Here is a 26,030-nt window from a genome sequence, read left to right as displayed (position 1 = left end):
CTGTGCCGCGTCGCATCATCAGAACGCTTCAGGCGTTCAGTGCCTGTGCCATTAGCCTCACCTTGAGCGGCTGTATCGGAACCTGGGGCATTGCCCCACAAAGCAAGACCCTCCAAGCCAATACCTTGACCACCGACGCAGCCATCCGTGCAGCCGCCAGCGATGCCCACTGGCCCGACCAGCAGTGGTGGCGTGCCTACCATGACCCGCAACTGAACCATTGGCTGGACCTGGCCGTGGCGGGTAGCCCGAGCCTGGCCATGGCCGCAGCGCGGGTGCGCGCAGCCAAGGCCATGGCCGGCGTGGTCGAGTCGGCAGAACAGCTGCAGGCCAACGGCCAGGCGTCGCTCAAGCGCCACAACTGGCCTGAAGATCAGTTCTACGGCCCTGGCGCACTGTCGGGTGCCAACACCTGGGACAACAACGCCGCCATCGGCTTCAGCTATGCCCTGGACCTTTGGGGGCGCGAACGCAACGCCAGCGAACAGGCCGTGGACCAGGCACACATGAGCGTGGCCGAGGCCCGCCAGGCGCAACTGGAACTGCAGAACAACGTGGTGCGTGCCTACATTCAGTTGAGCCTGCACTTCGCCCAGCGTGACATCGTCCAGGCCGAGCTCAAGCAGCAGGAGCAGATTCTGGCTTTGGCCAAGCGCCGCCTGGACGGCGGTATCGGTACCCATCTGGAGGTCAGCCAGGCCGAAGCCCCGCTGCCCGAAACCCATCGCCAACTGGACAGCCTCGACGAAGAAATCGCGCTTACCCGCAACCAGCTGGCTGCGCTGGCGGGCAAGGGGCCAGGGGAGGGCGCGCAGATCCAGCGCCCCAGCCTGACCCTCGCCGCCCCTGTGCAGCTGCCGTCTGCGCTGCCGGCCGAGCTGGTCGGCCAGCGCCCCGACGTGGTTGCCAGCCGCTGGCAGGTGGCCGCCCAGGCGCGTGGCATCGACGTCGCTCACGCTGGCTTCTTCCCTAACGTCGACCTGGTCGGCAGCCTGGGCTTCATGGCCACCGGTGGCGGGCCGCTGGAATTTCTCAGCGGGCGCAAGTTCAACTACAACGTCGGGCCGGCCATCAGCCTGCCCATCTTCGACGGCGGCCGCTTGCGCTCGCAGCTGGGGGTGGCTGCGGCGGGCTATGACGTGGCCGTGGCGCGCTACAACCAGACGGTCATTGGCGCGTTGAAGCACATTTCCGACCAGTTGATCCGCCGTGAGTCGATGCAGGAACAGGCGCATTTCGCCGCTGAATCCGTGGCCGCTGCACAGAAGACCTACGACATCGCCATGATCGCCTTTCAGCGGGGCCTGACCGACTACCTCAACGTGCTCAATGCCCAGACCTTGCTGCTGCGCCAGCAGAACGTGCAGCAGCAGGTGCAGGCCGCGCGCCTGATCGCCCATGCCGAGCTGGTGACCGCCCTGGGCGGTGGCCTGCAGGCCGGCAAGGACGTGCCTGAGCAGGAGCGCCAGGCAGCGCCGACCACCCCAGCCAGCCTGGCTGTTTTCGACCGCAAACCGGACCACGCCGAATGAGTGCATCGAGCTTGCCCCTGCGCTGGCTGCACAGCCTGGAATGGCGCCGGGGTTTCTTTGCCTGGGCGCGTACCGACGGGGTGACGTGGGTCTACATCTGCAAGGTGCTGGCCGCTGCGTTCATCACCCTGTGGCTGGCCATGCGCCTGGAGCTGCCACAGCCGCGCACGGCGATGATCACCGTGTTCATCGTCATGCAGCCGCAGAGCGGCCATGTCTTCGCCAAGAGTTTCTACCGGGTGCTCGGCACCCTGGCCGGCTCGGCGATGATGGTGGCGCTGATTGCCCTGTTCGCGCAGAACACTGAGCTGTTCCTGCCCAGCCTGGCGCTGTGGGTGGGCCTGTGTTCGGCGGGCGCCATGCGCTACCGCACCTTTCGCGCCTATGGTTTCGTGCTGGCCGGCTACACCGCGGCCATGACCGGCCTGCCGGTGCTGGAACACCCAGACCAAGCGTTCATGGCGGCGGTATGGCGGGTGCTGGAGATTGGCTTGGGCATCCTCGTTTCGACCTTCGTCAGCGCCGCGGTCCTGCCGCAGTCGGCCAGCGCCGCGATGCGCAATGCGCTGTACCAGCGTTTTGGCGTGTTCGCCGGGGTCGTGGTCGAGGCCTTGCGTGGTGACAGCCAGCGAGACCGTTTCGAAACCAGCAACGTCAGGTTCGTCGCCGAGGCGGTCGGCCTGGAAAGCCTGCGCAACGTCACCGCCTTCGAAGACCCGCACATGCGCAGGCGCTCTGGCCGCCTGGTGCGCATGAACAGCGAGTTCATGGCCATCACCACGCGCTTCAACGCCCTGCACCGGTTGCTTGAGCGCCTGCGCGCCCGTGGGCCGCTCACCATCGTCGGGGCCATCGAGCCGGGTTTGAACACCTTGGTCGAGCTGCTTGAGCCCTATGTCGGGCGCGCGCTGACCGATGCCGATGCGCTGCGCCTGACGCTGGAGCTGGCGGCCTACAAAGAGGGCCTGCAGGCTCAGGTACGTGGCCTGCGCGCCGAATACCTGCTGACCGACCCCAGCGAGTCCGACCAGCTCGATTTCCATACCGCTTTCGAGCTGCTCTATCGCTTCGTCGACGAGATGTACAGCTACGCCGAAACCCACGCCTCCCTGGCCGCGCACACGCATGAGCGCGAGCAGTGGGATGAGCCTTACGTGGCCCAGACCAGCTGGCTGGTGTCGCTGGCCGCCGGCCTGCGCGCCTCGGCAGTGCTGTTGCTGCTGGGCAGCTACTGGCTGCTCAGCGACTGGCCAAGTGGGGGCATGATGACCTTGATCGCCACCGTCACCGTAGGCCTGTCGGCGGCTTCGCCGAACCCCAAGCGCATGTCGTTCCAAATGGCCTGCGGCACGGCGATCGGGGCGTTCATCGGCTTCTTCGAAACCTTCTTCGTGTTCCCTTGGATCGACGGCTTCGCGCTGCTGTGCATGGTGCTGGCGCCGGTGTTCACGCTGGGTGCCTTCCTGTCTTCGCGGCCTGCCTACGCGGGTTACGGCATAGGCCTGCTGGTGTTCTTCGCCATCGGCTCAGTGCCTAACAACCTGACCGTGTACGACCCTTACACCTTCATCAACGACTACATCGGCATGGTCATCGGTATGTTCGTCTGCGCTGCGGCGGGGGCGATCATCCTGCCGCCCAACAGCCGCTGGTTATGGAGCCGCCTGGAGCAGGAACTGCGCGAGCAGGTGCTGTTCGCCATCAGCGGTCGCCTGCGCGGCCTGGGCTCGGCGTTCGAAAGCCGCACCCGTGACCTGTTGCACCAGGCCTATGGCCTGGCCGCCGGCAAGCCGCAGGTACAAAGCGAGCTGATGGGCTGGATGTTGACGGTGCTGGAAATCGGCCATGCGGTCATCGAGCTGCGCAAGGAGCAGGCCCGCGCACCCGTCCACCCGGCGTATGCCGAGTCGCAGCCTTGGCGCCAGGCAATTCGTGTCATGGGCCGGGCGCTGGCGCGGCTGTTCCTGCAGCCCAGCGCCAGCAACCACGAGCGCGCGCTGGTGGCCGTCGACCACGCCATCAGCCGTGTGCAGGCCACCGACGAACCCTTCGCCCGGCACTTCGACACCTCGGTGTTGCGCCGCGTGCAGAGCTACCTGCACTTCATCCGTTCCTCCCTGCTCGACCCACAGTCGCCGTTGGCTACGGCGAAAGGATTGCACGATGCTCCGTGAACTCATGCCCCGTGAGATCGCCTTCCATGGCGTGTACATGCCCACCATGACCTTGATGTTTCTGTTCGCCCTGGGCCTGGCCTGGGGCCTGGACCGCTTCATCGCCAGCCATGATGGCTACCGCTTCTTCTGGCACCCGGCGCTGTTGCGCCTGAGCCTGTTCGTCTGCCTGTTCGGCGCCCTGGCGCTGTCGCTCTACCGGTGAGAATCCTTCGATGAAAAAGTTCTTCAGCCTGATTGCCACCTTGCTGGTGCTGACTGCTGCCGTGGTGATCGGTCGCCAGTTGTGGCTGCACTACATGACGACGCCCTGGACCCGCGACGGGCGCGTGCGGGCCGACATCATCAATGTCGCCGCCGACGTGCCCGGTTATGTGGTGGATGTACCGGTCAAGGATAACCAGCGGGTGAAGAAGGGCGACCTGCTGATCCGGATCGACCCCGAGCACTACCAGTTGGCCGTCGACCAGGCCAAGGCGCTGGTCGCCTCGCGCAAGGCCACCTGGGAGATGCGCAAGGTCAACGCCCGGCGCCGTGCCGACATGGACAACCTGGTGATCTCCAAGGAAAACCGCGACGACGCCAGCAACATCGCCAACGCCGCGCTGGCCGACTATCAACAGGCTCAGGCAGCCCTGGCAGCGGCCGAGCTGAACCTCACACGCACCCGCATCGTTGCCACGGTCGATGGCTACGTGACCAACCTGAATATCCACAAAGGTGACTATGCGCGTACCGGTGAGGCGGTGATGGCGGTGGTCGATGAACACTCGTTCTGGGTTTACGGCTTCTTTGAGGAAACCAAGCTGCCGCACGTGAAGGTGGGTGACCAGGCTGAGCTGCAGATGATGAGCGGCGAACGGCTCAAGGGCCATGTGCAGAGCATCGCCCGGGGCATCTACGACCGCGATAACCCGCAGAGCCGCGAGCTGATCGCCGACGTGAACCCGACCTTCAACTGGGTGCGCCTGGCCCAGCGGGTGCCGGTGCGGATACACATCGATGAAGTGCCGGACGGGTTTCTGCTGGCGGCAGGGACGACGTGCACCGTGGTGGTGACGCCGAGCGATGGGTGAACGGGGGCCTGTGCGATGTCTAGACTGCCGCCCCGACCAAGACCGGCACTGTGACCCGGTCAATCACCTTCGCACTGACTGACGGGTCCAGCATCCGCCCCAGGCGCGACAGGTGGCGGTGGCCCATGATGATCAGCTCGCACTTGATTTCCTGCGCCTTGGCGACGATGGCCTCGACCGGTTGCCCTGCGACCATGCAGCCTTGGCTGCTGAAGCCGGCCTGCGTGAGCGATGCCACGGCTTCGGCCACGGCACGGTCGCCCAGGCGTTGTTCCTCACAGGCGGCAGGGTATTGCTCCAGTTCCTCGGCGGTGTAAGGCGCAGGCTTGTCGTGCACGGCGAACGTCGAGTCGATGGCCAGCAATACGTGCAGTTCGTGTTCGTCGGGCCGGCAGTAGCGGCGGGCGAGGGTGAGCAGGGCGGTCGAGGCAGGGGAGGCGTCGATGGCGATCAGGACGGGGCTGGGCATAAGGATCCTCGCTGAAACTGGCTGGTCGGTTGCCTGTACTGGCCCCATCGCCGGCAAGCCGGCGCCCACAAGTTTGGCCTGCCCCCGGGTAGTTGGACACCCATCCAATGTCCCGGGGCAGTCCCCACCCCTGTGGGAGCCGGCTTGCCGGCGATAGGGCCGGTACAGCCACAGCCTTACTTATGGCTCATCAGGCCATGGAAATAAATGCGCTCCCACGCACGAGCACATTGCGTCTGGTGCAATCGTGCGACCTGCTAACATCGCTTTCCCACAACCGCCATGGAAATCGGCCATGCCACTCCCGGACATGAACCTGCTCGTCGCCCTCGACGCCCTGCTCGATGAAGGCAGTGTGGTTGGCGCGGCGCAGCGCATGAACCTCAGCCCGGCGGCAATGAGCCGGACCCTCGGGCGTATCCGCGATGCCCTGGGCGATCCGATCCTGGTGCGCGCCGGCCGTGGCCTGGTACCCACACCCCGGGCGCTGGCCTTGCGCGAGCAGGTGGCGGCGCTGGTGGAGCAGGCCGGTGAGGTGTTCCGCAGTGCTGCAGAGGTGGATCTACCCAAGCTCGACCGAGCCTTCAACATCCGCACCAATGACCTGTTCATCGCCCTGTATGGTGCCCTGCTGTTGCGCCGCATGCACGAGCAGGCCCCGCGCACGGTATTGCGCTTCGTGCCGGAGAGCCCCGGTGGTGATGACGACAGCATCCTGCGCGATGGGCGCACCGACCTGATCATCAGCTCGACCGTCGACCTGGGCCCGGAAATCAAGGTGCAGAGCCTGTTCCAGACCTACTACGTGGGGTTGGCGCGGCGCGACCATCCGATCTTCGACCAGCCGATCACCGCGCAGAGTTTTGCCAGTTATCCACAGATCAGCGTGTCCCGGCGTGGCCGTGCTAACGGGCCGATCGATGTCGAGCTGGCCAACTTCAAGGTGCAACGGCGGGTGGCGCTGATCACACCGAGCTTCCACTCGGCGTTGTTCTCGCTGCCCGATTCGGACCTGATCCTGCCGATGCCCGCCAATATTCTCAACAGTGTGCACAAGCTCGGCTTGCCGTTGCGCTCGTTCGAGATTCCGGTGCCGCTGGAACGGGTGACCGTGCTGCAGGCCTGGCACCCGCGTTATCACAACGATCCGGCGCACCGCTGGTTGCGGCAGATCTTGAAAGCCTGTTGCAGTGTGGATCCGTAAACCCACTGCATTTTTGTGGCGCTTCGAGTGGATTGCGTCACACGCAATATAGAACTGCCGATAAGTCAGTTTTCGTAAGCATTCGACTTTCTTAGACTTGCTCCAGCCATAAAATTGTTGCTGGAGTTGTCTACCCATGAGTTCCCTGTCCGCCCCTGCCACCGCGATCGCCGCCGCCCCGGCGCCGGCAGCGCCCGTGCAGTCGGCGTTCGGCCTGCGCGTGGTGGTCGGGCTGTTCGGCGTGTTGCTGGCGGTGCTGTGCGCCGGCCTCAACGAATCGGTGACCAAGATCTCCCTGGCTGATATCCGCGGGGCCATGGGCATCGGCGCCGACGAGGGCGCCTGGCTGCTGGCGGTTTACAGCGCCGCCTCGGTCTCGGCCATGGCCTTCGCGCCCTGGCTGGCCACTACCTTCTCCTTGCGCCGCTTCACCATGAGCGCGGTTGGGATGTTCGCGCTGCTTGGATTGCTGCAGCCCTTCGCCCCCAACCTGCACAGCCTCATGCTGCTGCGCATCCTTCAGGGCTTTGCATCGGGCGCCTTGCCACCGATGCTCATGAGCGTGGCGCTGCGTTTCCTGCCGCCGGGCATCAAGGTGTACGGGTTGGCCTGCTATGCCCTGACCGCCACCTTCGGCCCGAACCTTGGCACGCCGTTGGCCGGGCTGTGGACCGAATATGTAGGTTGGCAGTGGGCGTTCTGGCAGATCATCTTGCCCTCGGCACTGGCCATGTTCTGTGTCGGCTGGGGCTTGCCCCAGGACCCGCTGCGCCTTGAGCGCTTCAAGCAGTTCGATTGGCGCGGGGTGCTGCTGGGGCTGCCGGCCATCAGCTGCATTGTCCTGGGCCTGTCGCTTGGGGACCGCTGGGGCTGGTTCGATTCGCCGCTGATCTGCTGGCTGCTGGGCGGGGGTGCGCTGTTGCTGGTGCTGTTCCTGTACAACGAATGGTCCGAGCCGTTGCCGTTCTTCCAGTTGCGCATGCTGTCGCGGCGCAACCTGAGCTTCGCCCTGGTCACCTTGGCCGGCGTGCTGGTGGTGCTTTCCGGCGTGGGCAGCATCCCCTCCGCCTACCTTGCACAAATCCAAGGGTATCGCCCGGCGCAAACCAGCCCGCTGATGATGCTGGTGGCCATGCCGCAACTGATTGCACTGCCGCTGACGGCGGCACTGTGCAACCTGCGCGCAGTGGACTGCCGCTGGGTGCTGGCCACGGGGCTGGCGCTGCTGGCGCTGTCGTGCATCGGTAGCAGCCTGCTGACCGGCCAATGGATACGCGGTGATTTCTACCCGTTCTACCTGCTTCAGGTGTTCGGCCAACCGATGGCGGTACTGCCGCTGCTGATGCTCTCCACCAACGGCATGAGCCCGCAGGAAGGCCCATTCGCTTCCGCCTGGTTCAACACCGTCAAAGGGCTCGCCGCAGTGATCGCCGGTGGCCTGCTCGACGCCCTTGGCACGCTGCGCCGGCACTTTCATTCCAACCACCTGGTGGACAGCCTGGGCAACGCCCCGCTGATCGATGACAACGCTGCGGGCCTTGCCAAGCGTATTCATGACCAGGCGCTGGTGCTGACTTCGGCCGACCTTTACCTGGTCATGGCCGGTATCGCCGTGGCGCTGATCTGCCTGATTCCTTTCGTGCCTACCCGGGTCTACCCACCGCGCGCGGTGGCCTGAGCCCGGATGAATTCGAGATCGCTGAAAATGACCAACAAGCGCAAGACAATCGTGATCGGCTCGGTACTCGCCGTGGCCGTGCTGGCGGGTATCGTCGGCCCCTGGGTGCTCGGCAGTGACCACCGGCAACGTACCAACGACGCCTACGTGATCGCCGATTACACCGTGGTGGCACCCAAGGTGGCCGGCTTCGTCAAGCAGGTGCTGGTCGAAGACAACCAGCAGGTGCAGGCCGGCCAGTTGCTGGCGACCATCGATGCACGGGACTACCAGGCCGCACTGGATGCCGCGCAGGCCCAGCTGCTGGTGGCCAAGGCGCAAAGTGCCGATGCGCGTGCCACCTTGGAACGCCAGGCGGCATTGATTGCCCAGGCTGAGGCGGCGGTGAAGGCGGCGCAGGCCGAAGCATCGTTCGCCGACCACGAGGTCAAACGCTACAGCCGCCTCGCCGAGCAGGGCGCCGGCACCGTGCAGAATGCCCAGCAGGCGCGCAGCCGGGTCGACCAGGCCCGCGCACGGCTGGCCAATACCCAGGCTGCATTGGTCGCCGCGCGCAAGCAGGTGGACATCCTCAGCGCTCAGGTCGCCAGCGCCGACGGGCAGTTGAAGCGTGCCGAAGCGGGCCTTGAAAAAGCTCAGCTGGACCTGTCCTACACCCGCATCACCGCGCCGGTGGATGGCATGGTCGGTGAGCGTGCCCTGCGCGTGGGTGCCTTCGTCAACCCAGGCGCGCCCCTGCTGTCGGTGGTGCCCTTGCAGCAGGCCTATGTGGTGGGCAATTTTCAGGAAACCCAGTTGACCCATGTGCAGCCGGGGCAGCCGGTCAGTATCAGCGTCGATACCTTTGCCGGTGAAACCCTCAAAGGCCATGTGCAAAGCATTGCCCCCGCCACGGGCGTGACCTTCGCGGCAGTGAAACCCGACAACGCCACCGGCAACTTCACCAAGGTGGTGCAGCGTATCCCGGTGAAAATCGTCTTCGATGACGGCCAGCCGTTACTCGCGCGCTTGCGTGTGGGCATGTCGGTGGAAGCGACCATCGACACCCGTGGTGACAGGCTCAGTGGCAAAGAGGTAAGTGCACGATGAAACCGGCATTACGCTTGAGCCCTTTGCTGCTGGCCGTGCTGATGGCTGGCTGCACCCTTGGCCCGGACTTCGAGCGCCCGGACAGCCAGGCCCCTCAACAATGGCCATCGCTGCAGGGCCAGGCGGCACCCAGCCAGGCGCAGGCAGAACCGCTTGAACTTCGTTGGTGGGAGACCTTCCACGATGCACGCCTGAGTGCGCTGATCCAGCAGGTGGCCGAGCGTAACCTGGACCTGCAGATCGCCAGTGCGCGGCTGCTGCAAAGCCGCGCCTTGCGCAGCACGGTGGCTGCCGACCAGGCGCCGTCGGTCGATGTGGATGCCGGCTACAGCCGCGCCCGTAACAGTGCCGAAGGCCTCAACGACCCGTCTGGCAATGCCGGCAAGTCGGCGTTCAACCTGTGGCAGGGCGACCTGGTCGCCGGTTGGGAACTGGACCTCTGGGGCCGGGTACGCCGGCAGGTGGAGGCTGCCGACGCCACGGTGCAAGTGGCCGAGAACGACCGGCGCGGTGTGCTCCTGGCGCTGTTGTCGGAAACCGCGGGCAACTACATCCAGTTGCGTGCCGTGCAGCACACGCTCGATGTCACCCGTGACAACCTGAGGGTCGCCCAGCACAGCCTGAAGCTGTCCCAGGACCGCCAGGCCGAGGGTGTCGCCACCCGGCTCGACGTGGCCCAGGCCAGCGCCCAGGTAGCCTCGATCGAGGCCCGTCTGCCCAGCCTCGAGGCCCGGCGCGATGACCTGATCAACGCGCTGAGCCTGCTGGCGGCCGAGCCGCCGCGTAGCTTGCGGGCACAGCTGCTTGAGGGTGGGGAGCTGCCTGCGCCGCAGCAGCAATTCGCGATCGGTTTGCCGTCCGAGCTGGCCGAGCGCCGTCCAGACATCCGTCAGGCCGAGGCCCGGCTGCATGCGGCCACCGCCAGCATTGGCGTGGCCAAGGCGGATTTCTACCCTAGCATCCGGCTGTCCGGCAGCGTCGGCTTCCAGGCCATGCAACTGTCGGACTTCGGCGCCTGGGACTCGCGCCGCTTTGCCTTCGGCCCGCAGCTGTCGTTGCCGATCTTCGAGGGTGGCCGGCTCAAGGGCACCCTGGCGCTGCGTGAGGCGCAGCAGCAGGAGGCGGCGCTCAACTACCGCAAGGTGGTGCTCGGTGCCTGGCATGAGATCGACGATGTGCTGCGCCTGTACAACGCCAGCCAACTGCGCCGTGATCACTTGGCCGAAGCGGTGCGGCAGAACCGCATCGCCCTGGAAACCGCCCAGCGCCAGTACGTGGAAGGCGCGGTGGACTTTCTCAATGTGCTGACGGTGCAGAGTGCGTTGCTTGCCAGTGAAGAGCAGTGGATCGACAGTTCGGCGGCGGTATCGCAGGCGTTGGTCGGGCTGTACAAGGCTTTGGGTGGTGGCTGGCAGGCGTTCGACGGGCAGCCGACGAACAAGGTGTGATCAAGCGGAGGCAGCCATGCACCTCTCCCTCAATGGCAAGCGCGCACTCATCAGTGGTTCCATGGCTGGGCAGGGCGTGTCTACCGCCATCGACCTTGCCGCCGCCGGCGCCGAGGTCGTGCTCAACGACCGCACCCAGGCGCTGGTCGACGCTGCGCTCAAAGCGGTGCGCGAGCGTTTGCCCAAGGCGCGGATCATTGGCGTTGCCGCTGACCTGGGCACCGAACAGGGTGTGCAGGCCTTGCTCCAGCAGGTGCCGCACACCGATATCCTGGTCAATAACGGCACGCAGGACGTTGCCCTGCGGCTACAGCGGCATTACGCCCGCGGCATGGCCGAGCGCAAGTGGGGGCAGGTGATCCACCTGGGCAGTGGATCAGAGCGGTCGCAGCAGCCCGAAGCGTTTACGCAGTACCCAGTCCAGTAAACGTCGTGGCAGCCAGCGGGCCACTAGCGGCATCGCCGTACTGCCATTGCCCAGCCGTACCACCGCTGGCACAGGCGATTTGCGCGTGGCAGCCAGCAGCCCCTGGGCAAATTGCGCGGCGCAGGTGGGCCGGTCTTGCGAGGCGCGGGCCCGCGCCTGGATATGCTCGCGCAGCGGCCACCACGGCGACTGCGCTGCCACCACCTGATCGGCCTGGCGCTGGGCATTGCTGGCGAATTGTGAGGCGATCGCTCCCGGTTGCACTTCCATGACCTGAATGCCGAAAGGCGCCAGCTCCAGGCGCAGGGCGTCGCTCAAGGCATGCACAGCAGCCTTTGAGGCGCAGTAGGCGCCGGCGAACGGCGTGACCAGTATGCCCGATACACTGCCGATGTTGACCACCAGGCCATGCGCACGGCGCAGCAGCGGGAACAGTGCGCGGGTGGCGCCGATCACGGCGAACACATTGGTTTCGAACTGCTGACGCATGGCCTCCACACCGCCATCGAGCAAGGGGCCCATGGCACCGTAGCCAGCGTTGTTGACCAGGATGTCGAGGCGGCCGTGGCTTGTTTCCAGCTCGTCGGCGAGGCGCATCAGGGCCTCGGCGTCGTTGACATCAAGCTGCCGGGCGGTGAAGCCGGCTGCGGCCAGGTGTTCGACGTCTTCGGTTTTACGGGCGGTGGCCCATACGTCGTGGCCAGCATCGCGGAAGGCTTCGGCCAGGGCGCGGCCGATGCCGCTGGAACAACCGGTGATCAGGACGGTGGGCATTGGGCAGGCCTGTGCTCAGAGTAAGTTATGTAGAGGCCGGACCGGCCCCATCGCCGGCAAGCCGGCTCCCACAAATGGACCGCGCAGGGCTTGAGCTCTGTGCTGTACCTGGATTGCCCCAAGGCATTGGATTGGTGTCCAATTTCCTGGGGCCAGCCCAAATCCATAGCTGCCAACGGGTACAGGGTGCGCCGATGCCAGGCGGTACTGGGTGCTTTTGGGAGCCGGCTTGCCGGCGATGGGGCCCGTTCAGGCACCGTATCAGTTGGCGAATGTACCCTGTAGATGTTCGGCGCGAAACTCCAGTGTCTGCGGCCGGTACCCAGCGCGCAGTGGCGGCAGTGGCAGGCAATCGGTCCATTCGGCCCCAGGCTGCAGTTCGCCCGGCCCACGATAGCGCGGTGCACTGTAGGTATTTTCGGCCAGGTTGATGGTATCGCCCGGGGCATAGGCAGCGACCCGCCAGCGCAGCTCGGTCAGCGGAGCCTTGTTGCCGTTTTTCATATGTACCTTCAAGGCACGGTCGGCAGGGCATTGATCCGGTGCGTAGGTCAGGCGCAGGTCAAGCCGCGCCAGTTGCGAAGCTTCGCGTGTGTCCTGCCAGACGACGAAAAGTGCGACCAGCCCCAGGCCGCAGACGGCGGCCAGCGAGATCGGCAGGGCCTTGCCCGGGTAACGCAGGAGCAGTACCAGCCAGGTGAGGATGAGGAAGGCGCCGATGATCATGTGGTCCGAATCCCGTTCGAGTCTCCGGACATCTTGGAGCGGCTAGCTGGAAGCTTCAAGCTCCAAGCTGCAAGCTGCAAGAGAAAAGCGGGCCGGCGGTGCCCCCACATCAAGTAGGAACACCACCGCCCCGCTTTGTCTTGCCGCTTGCAGCTCGAAGCTCGAAGCTTGAAGCTGCAAGAGAAAAGCGGGCCGGCGGTGCTCCACATCAAGTAGGAACACCACCGCCCCGCTTTTTCTTGCCGCTTGCAGCTCGAAGCTTGCAGCTTACTGCGCGATGGTCTTGACCGACACGCCCCGGTCGACGGGCGTGGAGGTGCGCCCATACACATCCTCGAAGCGCTCGATGTCATCCTCGCCCAGGTAACTACCGGACTGCACTTCGATGATCTCCAGCGGGATCTTGCCCGGGTTGCGCAGGCGGTGGACCGAGGCGATCGGGATGTAGGTCGATTGGTTTTCGGTCAGCAGGAACACATTTTCATCGCACGTCACCTCAGCAGTGCCCGAAACCACGATCCAGTGCTCGGCACGGTGGTGGTGCATCTGCAGCGACAGGCTGGCGCCCGGCTTGACGGTGATGTGCTTGACCTGGAAGCGGCCGCCCATGTCCACCGAATCGTAAGAGCCCCATGGGCGATACACTTCGAGGTGGTTCTGGGTTTCGCTGCGGCCTTGCTCGTCGAGGGTCTTGACCATCTGCTTGACGCCCTGGACCTTGTCCTTGTGGGCAATCATCATCGCGTCCTTGGTCTCGACCACGACGATGTTTTCCAGGCCGATCACCGACACCAGCTTGCCGTTGCCATGGATCATGCAGTTGTGGCTGTCCTGCACCACCACATCACCCTTGGTGACGTTGCCATTGGCGTCCTTGTCATGCACTTCCCACAGCGACGACCAGCAGCCAACGTCGCTCCAGCCAGCCGACATCGGCACCACGCAGGCGCGCTGGGTCTTTTCCATCACCGCATAGTCGATGGAGTTGTCCGGGCAGCAGGCGAAGGTCGCTTCGTCGATGCTCAGCACATCATCTGTTTCGTCGCTGCGCTCCAGGGCCAGCACGCAGGTGTCATAGATGTCAGGGTCGTGCTTTTTCAGCTCTTCCAGGAAGCGGCTGGCGCGGAACAGGAACATACCGCTGTTCCAGAAGTAGCCACCGGACTGGACGAACTCGGTAGCGCGCTTCTCGTCGGGTTTTTCGACGAACTGCGCCACGCGGGCCACCCCTTCGGGCAGCAGGGCGTCCTGGCTGGAGCGGATGTAGCCATAACCGGTCTCGGGCTTGGTCGCCGGGACACCGAACAGCACCATTTCGCCACGCTCGGCAGCTACGGTGGCCAGGGCCAAGGCCCGCTGCAGGGCTTTCTGGTCGTCGATCACGTGGTCGGCCGGCAGCACCAGCATCAAGTCATCGCGCCCCTCGCTGGTCAGCTTCATCGCGGCCATCGCCACCGCAGGGGCGGTGTTGCGGCCGAAGGGTTCCATGAGGATGCCCTGGGTTTGCAGTTTCAGCGCCGCGAGCTGTTCCTGAACGATGAACTTGTGGTCCTTGTTGCAGACCACGATCGGCGCGTCCATGCCTTCGAATACCAGGCGCTCGAGGGTTTGCTGGAACAGCGTGTGCTCACCGGTCAGGGCGAGGAACTGCTTGGGGAACTGCTTGCGCGACAAAGGCCACAGACGCGAACCGCTACCACCAGAAAGAATTACCGGGATCATGTTGTTTCTCCAATAAGGTCGTTAAAGAGGCAGAGGATCAGTTGGTGGACACTGGGCGGGTGACCCAGACCGGCGACAGGCTGCTGCCCGAGCCAGTGACGTACAGCACGGCGGCTTCACCGCGCTCCAGGGCGACGGGTTTGACGTCGCTGACTTTCTTGTCTCCTGCAAACAGGGCCAGGTTGACCTTGACCGGGTTGATCTCACGCTCGCCACGGCCTTTGGCTGCCACTGGCTTGACCACCTCGGTCTTGCCGTCGGCGGTCTTCAGGGCCAGCGGCTGGTCGCTCAGGTTCTGTACACGTACCAGGGCTTTCTGCTTGTTCTTGAACGGTGGTTCTTCGATCAGCTGCGGGTTGCCGCTGCCGTTGTTGACCAGGGTGTAGTACTTGTCAGCGGCCAGCTTGACCGGGACGCTCTTGCCAGCGACCTGCGCGGTGTAGTCACCGCCCGGGAGGAAGCTGAAGTCGCTGCTGGCCTGGGCACCGACCTGTTTGATCTGGGTGTTGCCAACGCTCGCGGCAGCGGGTGCAGGGGCGGCGTTGTACAGGCGCACGAAGGTCGAGCCTTTCGGTGCGGTAGGGCCATACAAGGCAGCATCGGCGCCGGCGAATGCCTGCATCGAAGCCAACGACAGGCCTGCTGCGAGGGTGAGGGCTTTGGCAATGGAAGTCTTGGTAGTCATGTGCGTGTTCCTCTCTATCTATCAGTGGTCCGTCCGGTTGGACGACAGGGCCAGGTTTTCTTCGGATTTACGGGTGTTCTTCAGTTGCGCGATCCACTGCGGATCGAAGCTGCTGAGGTCGTTTTTCATTGGCAGATAACGTTCGGGGAATTCCCACACCACAACCTGTGGCGCGGCGTTCTTGAAGGCATCGCTTTGCAGGTACTTGAGCATTGGCAGCAGTGGGCCGTGACCGTCTTCGGCATAGTTGGCGACATCGCTATGCAAGGCCTGCTGCAGCGCACCGAGGAAGTTCCAGTGCGGGTTGGCGCTGTAGCTGGTGCCGACCAGCGCGACCGGGATCTGGCTGTCGGCGAACAGGGCATCGCCGCTATCACCTGGGGCCTCGACGGGGTGGGTGCTGCGTTGCTGCAGGGTGTCCGGGCTGGGCAGCAGATTGCTGAACAGCGGGTCCAGTGGCAGGAAGTTGGTCAGGTCGCCTTTGTACGGGGCGGTGTTGCCAGCCTCGGTGATGAACGCCTGTGGGTCGCCATTGAGCAGGCTCTGGCGGTTGACCGCCTCGGCCACCGCCTGTGCGGCGACTTCAGCGCCCATTGGCGTCCAGTGGGTATCGGTACGCAGGAATACCTGGCCGCGGGCCTTGGCCTGTTCCATCGGGGCCATCAGGTCAGGGGCGAAGACGTTGGCCTGACGGACCTGGGCATGGAACTGGTTGTACAGGTCCTCATGCAGGCTGGCAGGCGCCTCCTTGCCCACATACTCCGAATAGACCCGCGCCTTGGCCGGCACGATCGCCAGCACCAGCTGGCTACCGTGCTGTTGCAGGGTGTCGCGCACACCGCGGATCAGCGCCAGGTTTTCCTGCATGAGCTGGTCGGCACCGGCAGTCGGCTTGAATTCTTCATCGCTGAACAGCCACTGGTCACGGCCCAGCACCACGCCGGGGCGGCCCTCGTTGAACAGCTTGTAATCCAGGGCTGCCCAAAGGTTGGTGCCCAGGCGCTTGATCGGGAACTCATCGTCGTAGTGCGTTTCGGCGGCCTTGGCCAGCTTGCCGTTGAGCAGGGTCATCTGCTCGGTGCGCTGGAAGCTTTGCAGGCCGCCGGTGGACCAGGCGCCCATGCCCACCAGCAGGCCGATGAACGACAGGGAATAGGTGATGCGTAATGTCCGGGTCATGGTCATCAACCTCAGAACTGGAAGTAAAGGAACGGCGAGTAGCTCTGCGCCGAAAGCTTGAGGATCGAGGCCACGAACAGCAGCAGGATCAGGGCACGGGTCATCACCCGGGTCCAGTCCAGGCCAAGCGAACCGTCGGCATTGACCTGCGCCGGCGTGCGGATTGCTGCCGGCGGGGTGGCATTGCGGTAGAAGTCGCGCAGGCCGAAGAACGCCAGGGTGACGTAGGCAATGACCAAGGTCGCAACCTGCAGCCCGGTGAGCTGGGCGCGGTTGAGTTCGGACAGCTGCCACTCGCCGAAGCTGAACATGGCGCCGTACATGCGGCCGGCCACTTCCAGGTTTTCAGCGCGGAAGATCACCCAGCCGACCACCACCAGCAGGAAGGTGAACGCCCACTTGACCGGGTTGAAGCGCTGCGGGTTGGTGTCCAGGCCCAGTGCGCGCTCGATTGCCAGCCACATGCCGTGCCAGGCACCCCAGATGATGTAAGTGAAGTTGGCGCCGTGCCACAGGCCGCCCAGCAGCATGGTCAGGAACAGGTTGCGGTAGGTGTTGAAGGTGCCTTTACGGTTGCCGCCCAGGGTGATGTACAGGTAGTCGCGCAGCCAGGTCGACAGGCTGATGTGCCAGCGGCGCCAGAACTCGGTGATCGACTGGCTGATGTACGGCTGCTTGAAGTTCTCCATGAAACGGAAGCCCATCATCAGCCCCAGGCCGATGGCCATGTCGCTGTAGCCGGAGAAGTCGAAGTACAGCTGTGCGGTGTAGGCCAGCGCACCGAGCCAGGCGTCACCGGTGGTCGGGTTCTGCAGGGCGAAGCAATGGTCGGCGACCACCGCCAGGGTGTCGGCGATGAACACTTTCTTGATGAAGCCCTGCATGAAGCGGGTGCAGCCTTCGGAGAACTTGTCCAGGGTGTGGGTGCGGTTGTTGAACTGGTCGACCAGGTCCTTGAAGCGCAGCACGGGGCCGGCGATCAGGTGCGGGAAGATCGCCACGAACGCCGCGAAGTCGATCAGGTTGCGAGTAGCCGGGGTGTCGCCGCGGTACACGTCGATGATGTAGCTGATCGATTCGAAGATGTAGAACGAGATACCGATCGGCAGCAGCACGTGGGTGAGGATGAAGGGCTCAAGGCCGAACGAGCTGATGATCGCGTTGAGGCTGTCGACGCCGAAGTTGGCGTACTTGAAATAGCCGAGGATCGCCAGGTCTACGCCCACGCCCAGCAGCAGCCAACGCTGTGCAGGCTTGGTGCGTACGCCGGCGGCACCCACTTTCAGGCCGATCCAGTAGTTCCACAGGGTGACACCGGCGAACAGGGCGAGGAAGTCCACCCGCCACCAGGCGTAGAAGATGTAGCTGGCGACCAGCAGCAGCAGGTTGCGATAGCGTTGCCCGCTCAGGTAGTACAGGCCGAGGAATATCGGCAAGAACAGGAACAGGAACACGTTGGACGAGAAGACCATCCCGGTTCTCCTAAATGGTTCACAGCATCCAGGGCAAAGCGCCCCCCAAACCCCCCAGCCCAAAAACCGGAAGGCACCTCGTATTCCTGTGGCAGCTGGCTTGGCGACAAGCCGGCTCCACAGGGTTTCGCGTTATTTCTTCGAAGCCGCGCTCGGGTCATAGACCCTGGTCAGGTTGCCGCCAAGGCGGAAGCTGTCGAACGGCTGCATCTCGTGTTTGCGCTCAAGGGTGTCGCCCACGCACTGGTACAGCGCGCACCAAGGCTCGAGCCAGGCGTACTTGCCGTCGACCTTGAGGTCCTTCATGTCCTGTTTCTCACCCGCACGTTCGGCGAAGTGGCGCGGGTCGCGGGCGCCGTACAGCACGCCTTCGCCCAGGCGCTGCAGGGCAAAGTTGTTTTCGCTGCGCAGGTCCACGCCGTTGGCCTTGGCAAAGCTTGCGATCATCGCCAGTGGCGGCAGGGCGTAGTTGTGGTACGCCAGGGCACGCTGCTTGCGCTTGATTTCGTTGGGCAGGAAGCCCTGGTCGTCGATCTGGTTGGCGCCGACCTTGTATTCCTTCACCGCCCAGTCGAACAGGTCACGGCGGTCGGTGGCCACGGCGGTGGCCATCACCGACCAGGCCGCCCAGTAGCTATGGTTGTTGATCTTCTCCAGCGGCAGGTTGCTCCAGTCGCGCACGGTCTGCTCGGCCAGGCGGGCGAACCACTTCTCGATCAGCTCGGCCTCGGCCTGGTGTGCGGCCAGGGGCTGCGAGTTGGAGAATTTCAGGCGCAGCCACGAGCCACTCATGCTGCCCAGCGCCCATTTGCGCATGGACTTGCCGGTGTGGTTGTAGTTGGTGGACATCAGCGCATCGGCGCGCGCCCAGGTGCCCAGCCATGTCAGGGTGCAGTCCAGTTGTGCCGGACGGCCGTCACGCATGTACTGGTTGACCATCTTGGCGACACCACGCTCCAGGGTGGTGATGTCTTTGGTGGAGTCGCGGAAGGCTTGTTCCGACTCCTTGTTCAGGGTCGCCCGAGCCTTGTCAGAACCTTCATACTTGCTGCGAAACTGCAGTGCGCCGGTGTAGGGTTTGGGCGCAGATTCGCAGCGGAAGTTGCCGTCACTGGTCTTGAGCTTTTCAATCCCCTCGTAATAACCCTGAGGAGGTACCAGCGCGGCATGCGCGGCACCGCCGGTCAGGGCCAGCACGAGCAGGGCGGGGCTGAAGATTCGCTTGAATGCAGTCATGGTCGCCTCACTGGCCGGCCTGCGCGGTTTGCGCGGGCACGGCGTAGTTGTTGCGTTTGCAGAGCTTGGCCTCGACTTTCTGGGTACCGTTTTCCGGCCCTTGGACCTCGAGTGCCAACAGGTTCTGGCTGGCCCAGTCCTCGTCTTCACGCATCTGGAAGACGAAGCGGCCATTGGTGTCGGAGGTTTCCGGCTTCTCGATCTTGATGTCCTCGTGGCGCCCGTTGAGGTACCAGAGGGTGGCTTGCAGCACCTTCACCGAAGGGTCTTCGAACTTGATGTCCATCTGCAGGTTGCGGTTGATCAGGTCCTTGATCACGCCGCCCTTGCCGTTGACCATCAGCTCGTTCTTGCCGGGCTTGAGGGTGCTGCTGGCGCTCATCAGTGCCGGACGCGCGTCACAGCCATCGTCGAGCAGCGCGAGGATCTGCCGCCAGATGGTTTCCTGGTCCAGGCGATACAGGGGCGAGAATTCCCAGATGAGGATCTTCGGTGGATTGTTCTGGAATTCCTCGCTGCCCAGGTACTCGATCATCGAGCCTTCCAGGCCGCCACCAGGGAAGGCGACGTTGAGCACGTCGGCACCGATGTACTGCTCCAGGAAGCCGGAGAAGTTGTAGTTCTTGCCGCTGTGGCTGGTGCCGACCAGGGTGATCTGGGCGTTACCGCTGTCACCGAACAGATCGTCGCCGCCGCTGGCACCTTTCGGTTCGGTGGCGAACTGGTCCATGTACTGCACGGCATAGCTGGTGCCGCACAGTTGCCCGGCAACGTTGTGCAGGGTGCCGGTCTTGCCCATGCGCCCGGACTTGTGGGTTTCGAATTCCTTGCGTGGGATACCTTCGAAGGCCGGCATCTTGTGGACGGTGTCGGCCACGATCCTGGCTGCACGCTCAGCGCCGTAAGGCGTCCAGTGTTGGTCACCACGGAAGTAGAAGTCCTTGCCCTGGTCGGCGGCCGCCAACTGTTCGTTGGTCAGCGGCGACAGGTCCGGCACGTTGTAGCCCATGCTGGCGAAGCGCTTGAGCATGGCCTGGTAGTTGCCAAGGGCCTTCTGGTAATCGAAGGCGGCTTTCTCGGCCGGGTTGAGCATGTTGCGGTTCACCAGGCCTCGGGTGGGCTGGTACACCATCACCAGTTCAACGCCGCGCTTCTTGAACGCGTCGTGCACTTGCTGCAGGCGTTTGTAGCCTGCCGGTGTGGTGTTGAACTCGGTACGCAGGTCTTCGCGGGTACGGAACAACCAGTCGCCCTTGGCCTGTACCAGCGTGGTGAAGTTCTGCTGGTAGCGGGTGGTGTAGCGACTGGCGTCGTGTGCTTCGGGGCACAGCTGGCAGCAAGGCTCGGCAGTGAAGGTCGGCGCCTTGACCTCGTCGGCGCGCACGCCCTGGCTGATGGCCAGGAGGGCGGCGGACAGGCCCAGCAATTTCATCAAGTGTGGGGTCATGGTCTGGGCTTCCTTAATCGATCATTTCGGTCTGGCGTTCGACCGGGTCGATCAGCACGGCCTTCTGCTGGCGCACCAGCAGGTCGAGGATTTCGTCCTGGCGCTCACCGAGGATGCCGTTGAGGCTGATGCCGCTGGCCTTGCGCGGGGCGAGCATGGAGACTTTGTACAGCTCCACCGAGAGCGGTGAGTCGATCGAAAGAGGCCCTGAGCCATTGGCCGCCAGCTCACCGCCGACCACGATCAGGGACACCTTGGTGTCGAACGGGTCGAGGGCGATGTCACGGTCGGTATCGGACAAGTCCTTGATGTGCCCGTAGACACCCACCAGGCCGTTGGCCACGGCGACGTTTTCATACAGGCGGATGTTCACGCTGTTGCGCACGCGGATGCCGTGGCGACGGTTGTTGATCAGCTTGTTGCCCCAGATCAGGTTGTCGCCGCTCTCGTACAACGTGATGCCATCGGTGTGGTTGCGGTAGATCTCGTTGTAGGCGATGAGGTTGTTGACGCTGTTACGGTCGATCACCACGCCCGAGAGCTTGTTGTCGTAGCTCTTGTTGTTGATGATCCAGCTGTCGTTGACCTCACGCGATACGATGATCCCGTGCTTTTTCTTGGTGCCATACACCGTGTTGCCGGCGATGATCAGGCGGTGCGAACGGTCGTGCGGGTCGATGCCGTAGACGATGTTGTCGCGGTAGGTGCTGTCCTTGACCACGAAGTCCTGGGTCTCGTAGCAGTAGAACCCGTACCACATGTCGCTGAATTCCGAGCCGATGATCCAGCCGGTGGGCTCCGGGCGGCCCATGCGCTTGGCCATGTTCGGGGTGTACTGCGAGATGCTCACACCGTACGACTTGGACTTGGCATAGCCAAAGCTGGCCATCTTGGTGTTGACGATGTACGTCTCGGTACCGCCCCACGACAGCAGGAAGGGGCGGAATTCCTTGGGCGAGCGGAAGGTCGCCGGACCGTTGTCCTTCTCGCGCCAGCCAGTGACCTGGGTGTCGCTGACAAACAGTTTGCCGTCATTGACCAGGAACGCGCCGCCCTCCTGGGACAGGCGCAGTTGCTTGACCTTGCCGTCGATCTCAAGGATGCCCTTGTGCCCAACCACGATCGGTAGGCGCGCCAGGTAAACCCCTGGCTCGACTTCGCTGAGGTACTGTTTGGGCACCTTCTTGCTCAGCTCGACCAGGTCGACATGGCCATCATCGACAAAGATCGCCTGGGGGATGCCGTGCTGGCGTTGTACCCACTCGGCAGCCTTGTTGTCGCCGCCGATGAATTCCTTGAGCGATTCTTCCTGCAGCATGCGGCGCACGCTGACCTTGCCCTTGTGGCTGCGGTCGATCTTTTTCTGCACGGCGGCAGCGGTGTAACCGCTCAGATCGGGCAGCTTGGGCGGGTCCATGTGCAGCGGCTCGGTCGGGGCGCTGGACACGGTGTAGGTCTTGGCCTGCTGCAGTTCCTTGGCAATCACCGCAGGTTCTGCGGCGACGGCCAGGCCTGTGGCCAGCAGCAAAGCGCTGGCCAGAAGGCTGTGACGTATGTGCGGGTGAAGGTTCATTGCAGGTCCTCTACCGGCCTCAGAAGCGCCAGATCACGTCGACGAAGGCGCGGTGCATGTAAGAATCCGCTTCCTTGCCATAGGCATCGCCGGGTTTGAACACACCGGCACGCAGGCGCACCAGCGCGGACGGCTCGTCGATCGCCTGGCTCATCGAAGCGGGCAGCAGGCCCTGCTTGAAGTACTTGGTGACGACCACGTCCATTTCCTGGCCCAGGTCTTTCTCGCCGTTGACCAGCTGGCGGTTCACGCCGTTGTCGTTGACCGCGGCGTTGATGCCGCTGGAGCCGATGTTCTGCGAGCCATCGACACGCCAGAACTTGTGGTAGATGAAGCTGGCGTCGTAGTCCTCGCGCAGTTGCCAGGAGGCGAACAGCGTGGCCGCCTGCAGGTTGCCCAGCTCGCCACGGAAGGCCTCGCCGAAGCGGTGTACGCGTGAGCGGGTACCGGTGAAGTTGGAGCGGTTGCTCTCAAGGCCAGTCTGCTCGAAGTTGTTCGAACCGTCGTCGCCACCGCCGCCGCTGCCGCGGGCATAGGCCGCGCCGACCTGCCAGTTCGGGTCCAGACGCAGGCGGATGCCCAGGTCGGTGGCCCAGGCGTTGACGTCGCCGCTCTGCTTGCCGGTGACGACCTGGTCATCACCGACCAGCTGGCTGTTGAGCTTGTCGCGATCACCGGTCAGCCAGGTCAGGCTGCCCCAGTAGTTGACGGTGTGGTCGTTGCGCCAGTTGTAGGCGTCGCTGTTGGCTTCCAGGCCCAGCCAGGTGAGGTCGCCGGTGCGGGTCTTGTCCAGTGCGTCGATGGTTTCGCCCGGGCTTTTCAGGCTGCCACTGTCATGGGTGTGGTGGGCGCGCAGGCCGACCCAGTGGCCCGGTGTCCACTGCGTGGCGACGTTACCGTAGAGGTGCGTACGGTCTTCGTCTTCCGGGGCCAGCTCGGTCAGGTCGGTGCGGTACTCGCTGAAGCGCTGGGCCACACCCAGGTCCGCCTTGAGCAAGGTGGTGTCGAAGGTCCAGTTCAACGCTTCGATGTTGGTGTCGCGCCACATCCCGTCGTCGCTGCGCAGGCGTTGGCGACCCAGGCGCAGCTGCTCGCCGGGGTACGCGGTGAGGCCGCTGTAGCCAACCCAGAACTCGCGCATGGCCAGGTAGCTCTTGTCGGGTTGACGGCTGTCGTCACCGGTGTCGGTGGTGGTGCCGTCGTCGTTCTGGCGCAAGGTGTCGGTTTCGATGGTGTCGGTGGCGGCGACGGCCTGGCCCATGGCATAGGCACTCCAGTTGCCACGCTCGCCGTACACCCAAGGGCGCAGGTCCAGGCCCAGGCCATTGACGTCACCGCCGGAGCGGGTGCCCAGGTCGCGATCGTCTTCCGACTGGCCGGTGATTTTCACATCCAGGCCGAAGTTCTTCTGGGCAGTCATGTCGGCCAGGGTCGGGCAGGACCACAGCAGGGCGAAGCTCAGGCCGATACCGGCTTTCACGAAGGGATTGAGCGTCATAGCGAGTCCTCACCGTCTACTTCTTTTTCGTCGTCTTGCAGGGCCTCGAGGGCCAGGGTGCTGGCGCCGCCTTGGGCCATGCTGCCGCGAGCCTGCCTCTCCTGCGCCAGCAGGCTCTGCGCCTGGCTGCGCTGGTCAGGCGTGAGTTGTTGGTCGAGTTGCTGCAGCAGTTCGGTGGCCTGCGGCGTCGGGTTGGCCTGCGCAAGCTGGGCGAATACCCAGGCGTCGCCCGGTTGCGGGCGAATGCCATGGCCTTCGCTGAACAGCTGGGCAAGGGCGTAGTCGGCACTGTTCTGGCCACCGCGGGCGGCGCTAAGCAGATGGTCGACGGCCTTTTGCGGCTCGACGTTGCCCAGGTAGCCACGGCGATACAGCTGGCCAAGGTAGTAGTGGGCGCTGACTTCGCCGGCCTCGGCAGCGGCCTGCAGGTGGCGTTCGGCCTTTTCGGCATCCGCGGGCAAGGTCTTGCCTTCGTAGTACAGGCGGCCCAGCAGCAGCTCGGCGCGCGGCTGTTCGGCTTCGCGGCCTTTGTCGATGTAGGCCATCAACTGGTCGGTGTCGCCCAGTTCCGGGAAGTCGTAGACCAGTTGCGCCAGGCTCACCCAAGACGCCGGATTGGCCTCAGCGACCTGTTCCAGCAGCGCCTTGGCGGTTTTCTCGTCGGTCTGGCCCAGGCTGCGGTCGGCCAGTACACGGGCAACGCTGTCGACCCGAGAGGCAGGCACCGACCCGCGGGCATAGGCGGATTTGAGCTGGCCGATCAGGGCAGCCTGCTGGTCGGCCTGGCCGCGTTTCTGGTACACAGTGGCCAGTTCTACATAGCAGATGTCGTTGGTGTTCAGCGCAGCCTTGCAGATGTCCTCGACCTCAGCCAGGTGCTGGTCGTAGGTCCCCTGGGTGCGATACAGCAGCACCTGGGCCAGGCCCGCTTCCGGGTTGCCGGCCGCGCGCCACTGGTCGATCTGCTGCTGGGCATTGATGTCGGGGAAGCTCTGCGGGTAGGTCAGGTAGAGCATCGCCAGCGGGATCAGGGTGTTGCCTTGGCCCTGCTTGGCGGCGAGCTTGAGCAGGGTCTGGGCTTCTTCGCGTTCTGCCTGGGTGCTGTCGGGCTTGGCCACCAGCAGGCGGCCGAGGCGTGCCTGGGCGCGTGGCGAAGTGGCCGCCGCAGCGCGATAAGTGGCCTCGGCTTCCTTGAGTTGATCGGGGTCACGGGTAGCGACCTTGATGTCGGCCAGGCCGACTTGTGCCTCGCTGTAGCCCAGGTCCGCCAGCGCCTTGTAGTTGCGCTCGGCCAGCGCGGTGTCACCGCGCTTGAGGGCTTCGTTGGCCAGGCGCTGGTCGGGCAGGCCGGCACAGCCTGCCAGGGCGATGGCCGCGGCCAGGGCGCAGAGGCCCAGGCTTGCGCTCTTCTTGTGGGGCATCATGCGTTGATCCTCTTACAGCCCACGGGCCGCGGCTTTGTCGATCAGCCAGTTGAGCGAAGGGCCACGGTCACTGCTGACCGATGCCGGGCGCCCGGCCAGCTCGGCAGGCAGGCCGCCGTCTGGTTTGATCTGCACGCGGATATCGGAGGCCAGGTTTTCGCTGTTGAGGCTGGTGCTGCTGACGATCTGCCCGGTGCGCACTTCGTTTTCGCCAGCCACCTGGAAGTTGACGCGGGTACCTGGCTTGACTTCATCGAACTGGCGGTAGCTGAAGCGTGCTTCGACCATCGGGTTGCTGGTCCGCGGGATCAGCTGGAAGATCGGCTGGCCTTTGGCGGCGTACTGACCGTCGTCCACCAGTTGGCGGGCGACCACGCAATCGCAGGGGCTGGTGAGGGTGCCGGAGAGTTGCTTGCCGAACAGTTCCTCGACCTTGGCCGGTTCCAGCTGCGAGTCGTCCAGGTGGCCCTTGAGCATGTCCAGCATGCTGGTGCTGAAACTGGCCAGCGGCGCGCCTTTGACCACCATGCCGCCGGGCTCGACCAGGCTGTTGACGGTGCCGTCGCGCGGCATGGTGATGCTGGTGGTCGGCACCGCGACCACGCCGGCTTCGGCGTGGCTGACGAAGTACATGCCGTACAGCGATTTGGCGACGAAGCCGAAGGCGGCAACACCGACCACAAACACGCCGAGGGTGACGGTCACTGCCTTGAACCGGCCGAAGGCGGACAGGCCAGAGCCGCCGTCCTTCTGTTTGCGCGCCTTGGTGAAGTTGTCGCGCTGCAGGGTGCTGAGCACGTCGCCGACGCTGATCAGCTCACCTGAAAGGTGGCTGGTGATGATGTGGCGCAGGGTGGCGATGTCGCGCGGTTCGAGGTTCTGGAACTGTGCACCGGTGCGGCCATCGCTCGGGTTGCAGGAGCGCACCTGAAACTCGATGTCCATCGACAGGCCCAGGTTGTCGACCACGAACTGCAAGCGCCCGCGCAGTACCTGGCCGACCTGCAGCGGCTGCTTGGCGAAGAAGCTCAAGCCGCCAGCGGACAGGTCTTCGACCTTGACCTCATGGGTCTGGCGTTCGCCATCGAGGTAGCGCAGCTTGGCTGGGATGCGCACCCGGGCGTGCTGGCGCTGGGCTTCGGACTCATGCACGACATTGACGTTCACGGCGGTATTCATGGTGATTTGTTCCTGTTA

General features: G+C 64.3%; 22 protein-coding genes. 9 read left to right on the top strand and 13 right to left on the bottom strand.

The window, feature by feature from the left end:
* The first annotated feature begins 2 nt into the window (after window positions 1-2).
* From ACIPZH_RS15430 to ACIPZH_RS15415, 4 genes are read left to right on the top strand one after another with little or no spacing between them, the layout of a single operon-like run.
* The gene (locus tag ACIPZH_RS15430) at window positions 3-1,532 is read left to right on the top strand and encodes an efflux transporter outer membrane subunit (RefSeq protein ID WP_400636754.1); all 1,530 of its coding nucleotides are present in this window, start codon (window positions 3-5) and stop codon (window positions 1,530-1,532) included.
* Complete coding sequence (locus ACIPZH_RS15425) at window positions 1,529-3,706, top strand: FUSC family protein (RefSeq protein WP_400636753.1); 2,178 nt, start codon at window positions 1,529-1,531, stop codon at window positions 3,704-3,706. The genes ACIPZH_RS15430 and ACIPZH_RS15425 overlap by 4 nt, the downstream gene beginning before the upstream one ends.
* A 4-nt stretch (window positions 3,707-3,710) precedes the next feature.
* On the top strand, window positions 3,711-3,911 hold the full coding sequence (locus ACIPZH_RS15420; RefSeq protein WP_241806649.1) for a DUF1656 domain-containing protein: 201 nt from the start codon (window positions 3,711-3,713) through the stop codon (window positions 3,909-3,911).
* 10 nt (window positions 3,912-3,921) lie between these two features.
* Window positions 3,922-4,782, top strand: coding sequence for an HlyD family secretion protein (locus ACIPZH_RS15415; RefSeq protein ID WP_241806600.1), 861 nt, complete (start codon window positions 3,922-3,924; stop codon window positions 4,780-4,782).
* 19 nt (window positions 4,783-4,801) lie between these two features.
* Here the strand turns inward: ACIPZH_RS15415 and ACIPZH_RS15410 are convergent, their stop codons facing one another.
* A complete protein-coding gene (locus ACIPZH_RS15410; protein ID WP_400636752.1) occupies window positions 4,802-5,251 on the bottom strand; it encodes a universal stress protein in 450 nt (149 codons plus the stop codon).
* Between the two features lie 295 nt (window positions 5,252-5,546).
* Here ACIPZH_RS15410 and ACIPZH_RS15405 point away from each other — a divergent pair, with 295 nt between their 5' ends.
* The 5 genes from ACIPZH_RS15405 to ACIPZH_RS15385 all read left to right on the top strand — a co-directional run bounded on the left by ACIPZH_RS15405 (window position 5,547) and on the right by ACIPZH_RS15385 (window position 11,097).
* On the top strand, window positions 5,547-6,455 hold the full coding sequence (locus ACIPZH_RS15405; RefSeq protein ID WP_267821050.1) for a LysR family transcriptional regulator: 909 nt from the start codon (window positions 5,547-5,549) through the stop codon (window positions 6,453-6,455).
* A gap of 136 nt (window positions 6,456-6,591) precedes the next feature.
* Entirely contained in the window at window positions 6,592-8,133 is a 1,542-nt protein-coding gene (locus ACIPZH_RS15400; protein ID WP_400636750.1) for an MFS transporter, read from the top strand.
* Window positions 8,134-8,160: 27 nt separating this feature from the next.
* Window positions 8,161-9,222 carry an HlyD family secretion protein gene (locus ACIPZH_RS15395; protein WP_400636838.1) on the top strand — a complete coding sequence of 354 codons (1,062 nt, stop codon included), beginning with the start codon at window positions 8,161-8,163 and terminating at the stop codon, window positions 9,220-9,222.
* On the top strand, window positions 9,219-10,670 hold the full coding sequence (locus ACIPZH_RS15390; RefSeq protein ID WP_400636749.1) for an efflux transporter outer membrane subunit: 1,452 nt from the start codon (window positions 9,219-9,221) through the stop codon (window positions 10,668-10,670). Before ACIPZH_RS15395 ends, ACIPZH_RS15390 begins: the two co-directional genes overlap by 4 nt.
* A 16-nt stretch (window positions 10,671-10,686) precedes the next feature.
* On the top strand, window positions 10,687-11,097 hold the full coding sequence (locus ACIPZH_RS15385) for an SDR family NAD(P)-dependent oxidoreductase (protein ID WP_349976350.1): 411 nt from the start codon (window positions 10,687-10,689) through the stop codon (window positions 11,095-11,097).
* On the opposite strand, the gene ACIPZH_RS15380 is transcribed toward ACIPZH_RS15385, so the two are convergent.
* From ACIPZH_RS15380 to ACIPZH_RS15325, 12 genes are all read right to left on the bottom strand, one after another.
* On the bottom strand, window positions 11,047-11,871 hold the full coding sequence (locus tag ACIPZH_RS15380) for an SDR family oxidoreductase (RefSeq protein ID WP_400636747.1): 825 nt from the start codon (window positions 11,869-11,871) through the stop codon (window positions 11,047-11,049). The two genes, ACIPZH_RS15385 and ACIPZH_RS15380, sit on opposite strands and share 51 nt — an antisense overlap.
* 261 nt (window positions 11,872-12,132) lie before the next feature.
* The gene (locus ACIPZH_RS15375; protein ID WP_241806607.1) at window positions 12,133-12,597 is read right to left on the bottom strand and encodes a multidrug transporter; all 465 of its coding nucleotides are present in this window, start codon (window positions 12,595-12,597) and stop codon (window positions 12,133-12,135) included.
* Window positions 12,598-12,864: 267 nt separating this feature from the next.
* Complete coding sequence (locus ACIPZH_RS15370) at window positions 12,865-14,319, bottom strand: mannose-1-phosphate guanylyltransferase/mannose-6-phosphate isomerase (RefSeq protein ID WP_241806608.1); 1,455 nt, start codon at window positions 14,317-14,319, stop codon at window positions 12,865-12,867.
* A 37-nt stretch (window positions 14,320-14,356) separates the two neighbouring features.
* A complete protein-coding gene (locus tag ACIPZH_RS15365) occupies window positions 14,357-15,004 on the bottom strand; it encodes an alginate O-acetyltransferase AlgF (protein ID WP_267821065.1) in 648 nt (215 codons plus the stop codon).
* A 21-nt stretch (window positions 15,005-15,025) separates the two neighbouring features.
* Window positions 15,026-16,183 (bottom strand): alginate O-acetyltransferase, encoded by a 1,158-nt coding sequence (locus ACIPZH_RS15360; protein ID WP_400629275.1) that lies wholly within the window; start codon window positions 16,181-16,183, stop codon window positions 15,026-15,028.
* An 11-nt stretch (window positions 16,184-16,194) separates the two neighbouring features.
* Window positions 16,195-17,655: an MBOAT family protein gene (locus tag ACIPZH_RS15355; protein ID WP_241806611.1), complete on the bottom strand. Its 1,461-nt coding sequence runs from the start codon at window positions 17,653-17,655 to the stop codon at window positions 16,195-16,197.
* Window positions 17,656-17,787: 132 nt separating this feature from the next.
* Window positions 17,788-18,891: a mannuronate-specific alginate lyase gene (locus ACIPZH_RS15350; protein ID WP_400636745.1), complete on the bottom strand. Its 1,104-nt coding sequence runs from the start codon at window positions 18,889-18,891 to the stop codon at window positions 17,788-17,790.
* A gap of 7 nt (window positions 18,892-18,898) precedes the next feature.
* Window positions 18,899-20,338: an alginate O-acetyltransferase gene (locus ACIPZH_RS15345; protein WP_400636743.1), complete on the bottom strand. Its 1,440-nt coding sequence runs from the start codon at window positions 20,336-20,338 to the stop codon at window positions 18,899-18,901.
* Between the two features lie 13 nt (window positions 20,339-20,351).
* Window positions 20,352-21,911 (bottom strand): mannuronan 5-epimerase AlgG, encoded by a 1,560-nt coding sequence (gene algG, locus ACIPZH_RS15340; protein WP_241806614.1) that lies wholly within the window; start codon window positions 21,909-21,911, stop codon window positions 20,352-20,354.
* Window positions 21,912-21,930: 19 nt separating this feature from the next.
* Entirely contained in the window at window positions 21,931-23,409 is a 1,479-nt protein-coding gene (locus ACIPZH_RS15335; protein WP_400636741.1) for an alginate export family protein, read from the bottom strand.
* Window positions 23,406-24,833: an alginate biosynthesis TPR repeat lipoprotein AlgK gene (algK, locus tag ACIPZH_RS15330; RefSeq protein ID WP_241806616.1), complete on the bottom strand. Its 1,428-nt coding sequence runs from the start codon at window positions 24,831-24,833 to the stop codon at window positions 23,406-23,408. The genes ACIPZH_RS15335 and algK overlap by 4 nt, the downstream gene beginning before the upstream one ends.
* 12 nt (window positions 24,834-24,845) lie before the next feature.
* Window positions 24,846-26,012: a PilZ domain-containing protein gene (locus ACIPZH_RS15325; protein ID WP_267821078.1), complete on the bottom strand. Its 1,167-nt coding sequence runs from the start codon at window positions 26,010-26,012 to the stop codon at window positions 24,846-24,848.
* Window positions 26,013-26,030: the final 18 nt, after the last annotated feature.

This window comes from Pseudomonas sp. NPDC089758, from assembly GCF_044748705.1.
GTDB classification, from domain to species: Bacteria; Pseudomonadota; Gammaproteobacteria; order Pseudomonadales; family Pseudomonadaceae; genus Aquipseudomonas; species Aquipseudomonas putida_X.
This window is presented reverse-complemented; position numbering and strand designations above follow the sequence as displayed.

Coding starts and splice junctions, on each gene's coding strand:
- ACIPZH_RS15425 (WP_400636753.1), top strand. CDS start 1,529: ATGAGTGCATCGAGCTTGCCCCTGCGCTGGCTGCACAGCCTGGAATGG.
- ACIPZH_RS15420 (WP_241806649.1), top strand. CDS start 3,711: ATGCCCCGTGAGATCGCCTTCCATGGCGTGTACATGCCCACCATGACC.
- ACIPZH_RS15415 (WP_241806600.1), top strand. CDS start 3,922: ATGAAAAAGTTCTTCAGCCTGATTGCCACCTTGCTGGTGCTGACTGCT.
- ACIPZH_RS15410 (WP_400636752.1), bottom strand. CDS start 5,251: ATGCCCAGCCCCGTCCTGATCGCCATCGACGCCTCCCCTGCCTCGACC.
- ACIPZH_RS15405 (WP_267821050.1), top strand. CDS start 5,547: ATGCCACTCCCGGACATGAACCTGCTCGTCGCCCTCGACGCCCTGCTC.
- ACIPZH_RS15400 (WP_400636750.1), top strand. CDS start 6,592: ATGAGTTCCCTGTCCGCCCCTGCCACCGCGATCGCCGCCGCCCCGGCG.
- ACIPZH_RS15395 (WP_400636838.1), top strand. CDS start 8,161: ATGACCAACAAGCGCAAGACAATCGTGATCGGCTCGGTACTCGCCGTG.
- ACIPZH_RS15390 (WP_400636749.1), top strand. CDS start 9,219: ATGAAACCGGCATTACGCTTGAGCCCTTTGCTGCTGGCCGTGCTGATG.
- ACIPZH_RS15385 (WP_349976350.1), top strand. CDS start 10,687: ATGCACCTCTCCCTCAATGGCAAGCGCGCACTCATCAGTGGTTCCATG.
- ACIPZH_RS15380 (WP_400636747.1), bottom strand. CDS start 11,871: ATGCCCACCGTCCTGATCACCGGTTGTTCCAGCGGCATCGGCCGCGCC.
- ACIPZH_RS15375 (WP_241806607.1), bottom strand. CDS start 12,597: ATGATCATCGGCGCCTTCCTCATCCTCACCTGGCTGGTACTGCTCCTG.
- ACIPZH_RS15370 (WP_241806608.1), bottom strand. CDS start 14,319: ATGATCCCGGTAATTCTTTCTGGTGGTAGCGGTTCGCGTCTGTGGCCT.
- ACIPZH_RS15365 (WP_267821065.1), bottom strand. CDS start 15,004: ATGACTACCAAGACTTCCATTGCCAAAGCCCTCACCCTCGCAGCAGGC.
- ACIPZH_RS15360 (WP_400629275.1), bottom strand. CDS start 16,183: ATGACCCGGACATTACGCATCACCTATTCCCTGTCGTTCATCGGCCTG.
- ACIPZH_RS15355 (WP_241806611.1), bottom strand. CDS start 17,655: ATGGTCTTCTCGTCCAACGTGTTCCTGTTCCTGTTCTTGCCGATATTC.
- ACIPZH_RS15350 (WP_400636745.1), bottom strand. CDS start 18,891: ATGACTGCATTCAAGCGAATCTTCAGCCCCGCCCTGCTCGTGCTGGCC.
- ACIPZH_RS15345 (WP_400636743.1), bottom strand. CDS start 20,338: ATGACCCCACACTTGATGAAATTGCTGGGCCTGTCCGCCGCCCTCCTG.
- algG (WP_241806614.1), bottom strand. CDS start 21,911: ATGAACCTTCACCCGCACATACGTCACAGCCTTCTGGCCAGCGCTTTG.
- ACIPZH_RS15335 (WP_400636741.1), bottom strand. CDS start 23,409: ATGACGCTCAATCCCTTCGTGAAAGCCGGTATCGGCCTGAGCTTCGCC.
- algK (WP_241806616.1), bottom strand. CDS start 24,833: ATGATGCCCCACAAGAAGAGCGCAAGCCTGGGCCTCTGCGCCCTGGCC.
- ACIPZH_RS15325 (WP_267821078.1), bottom strand. CDS start 26,012: ATGAATACCGCCGTGAACGTCAATGTCGTGCATGAGTCCGAAGCCCAG.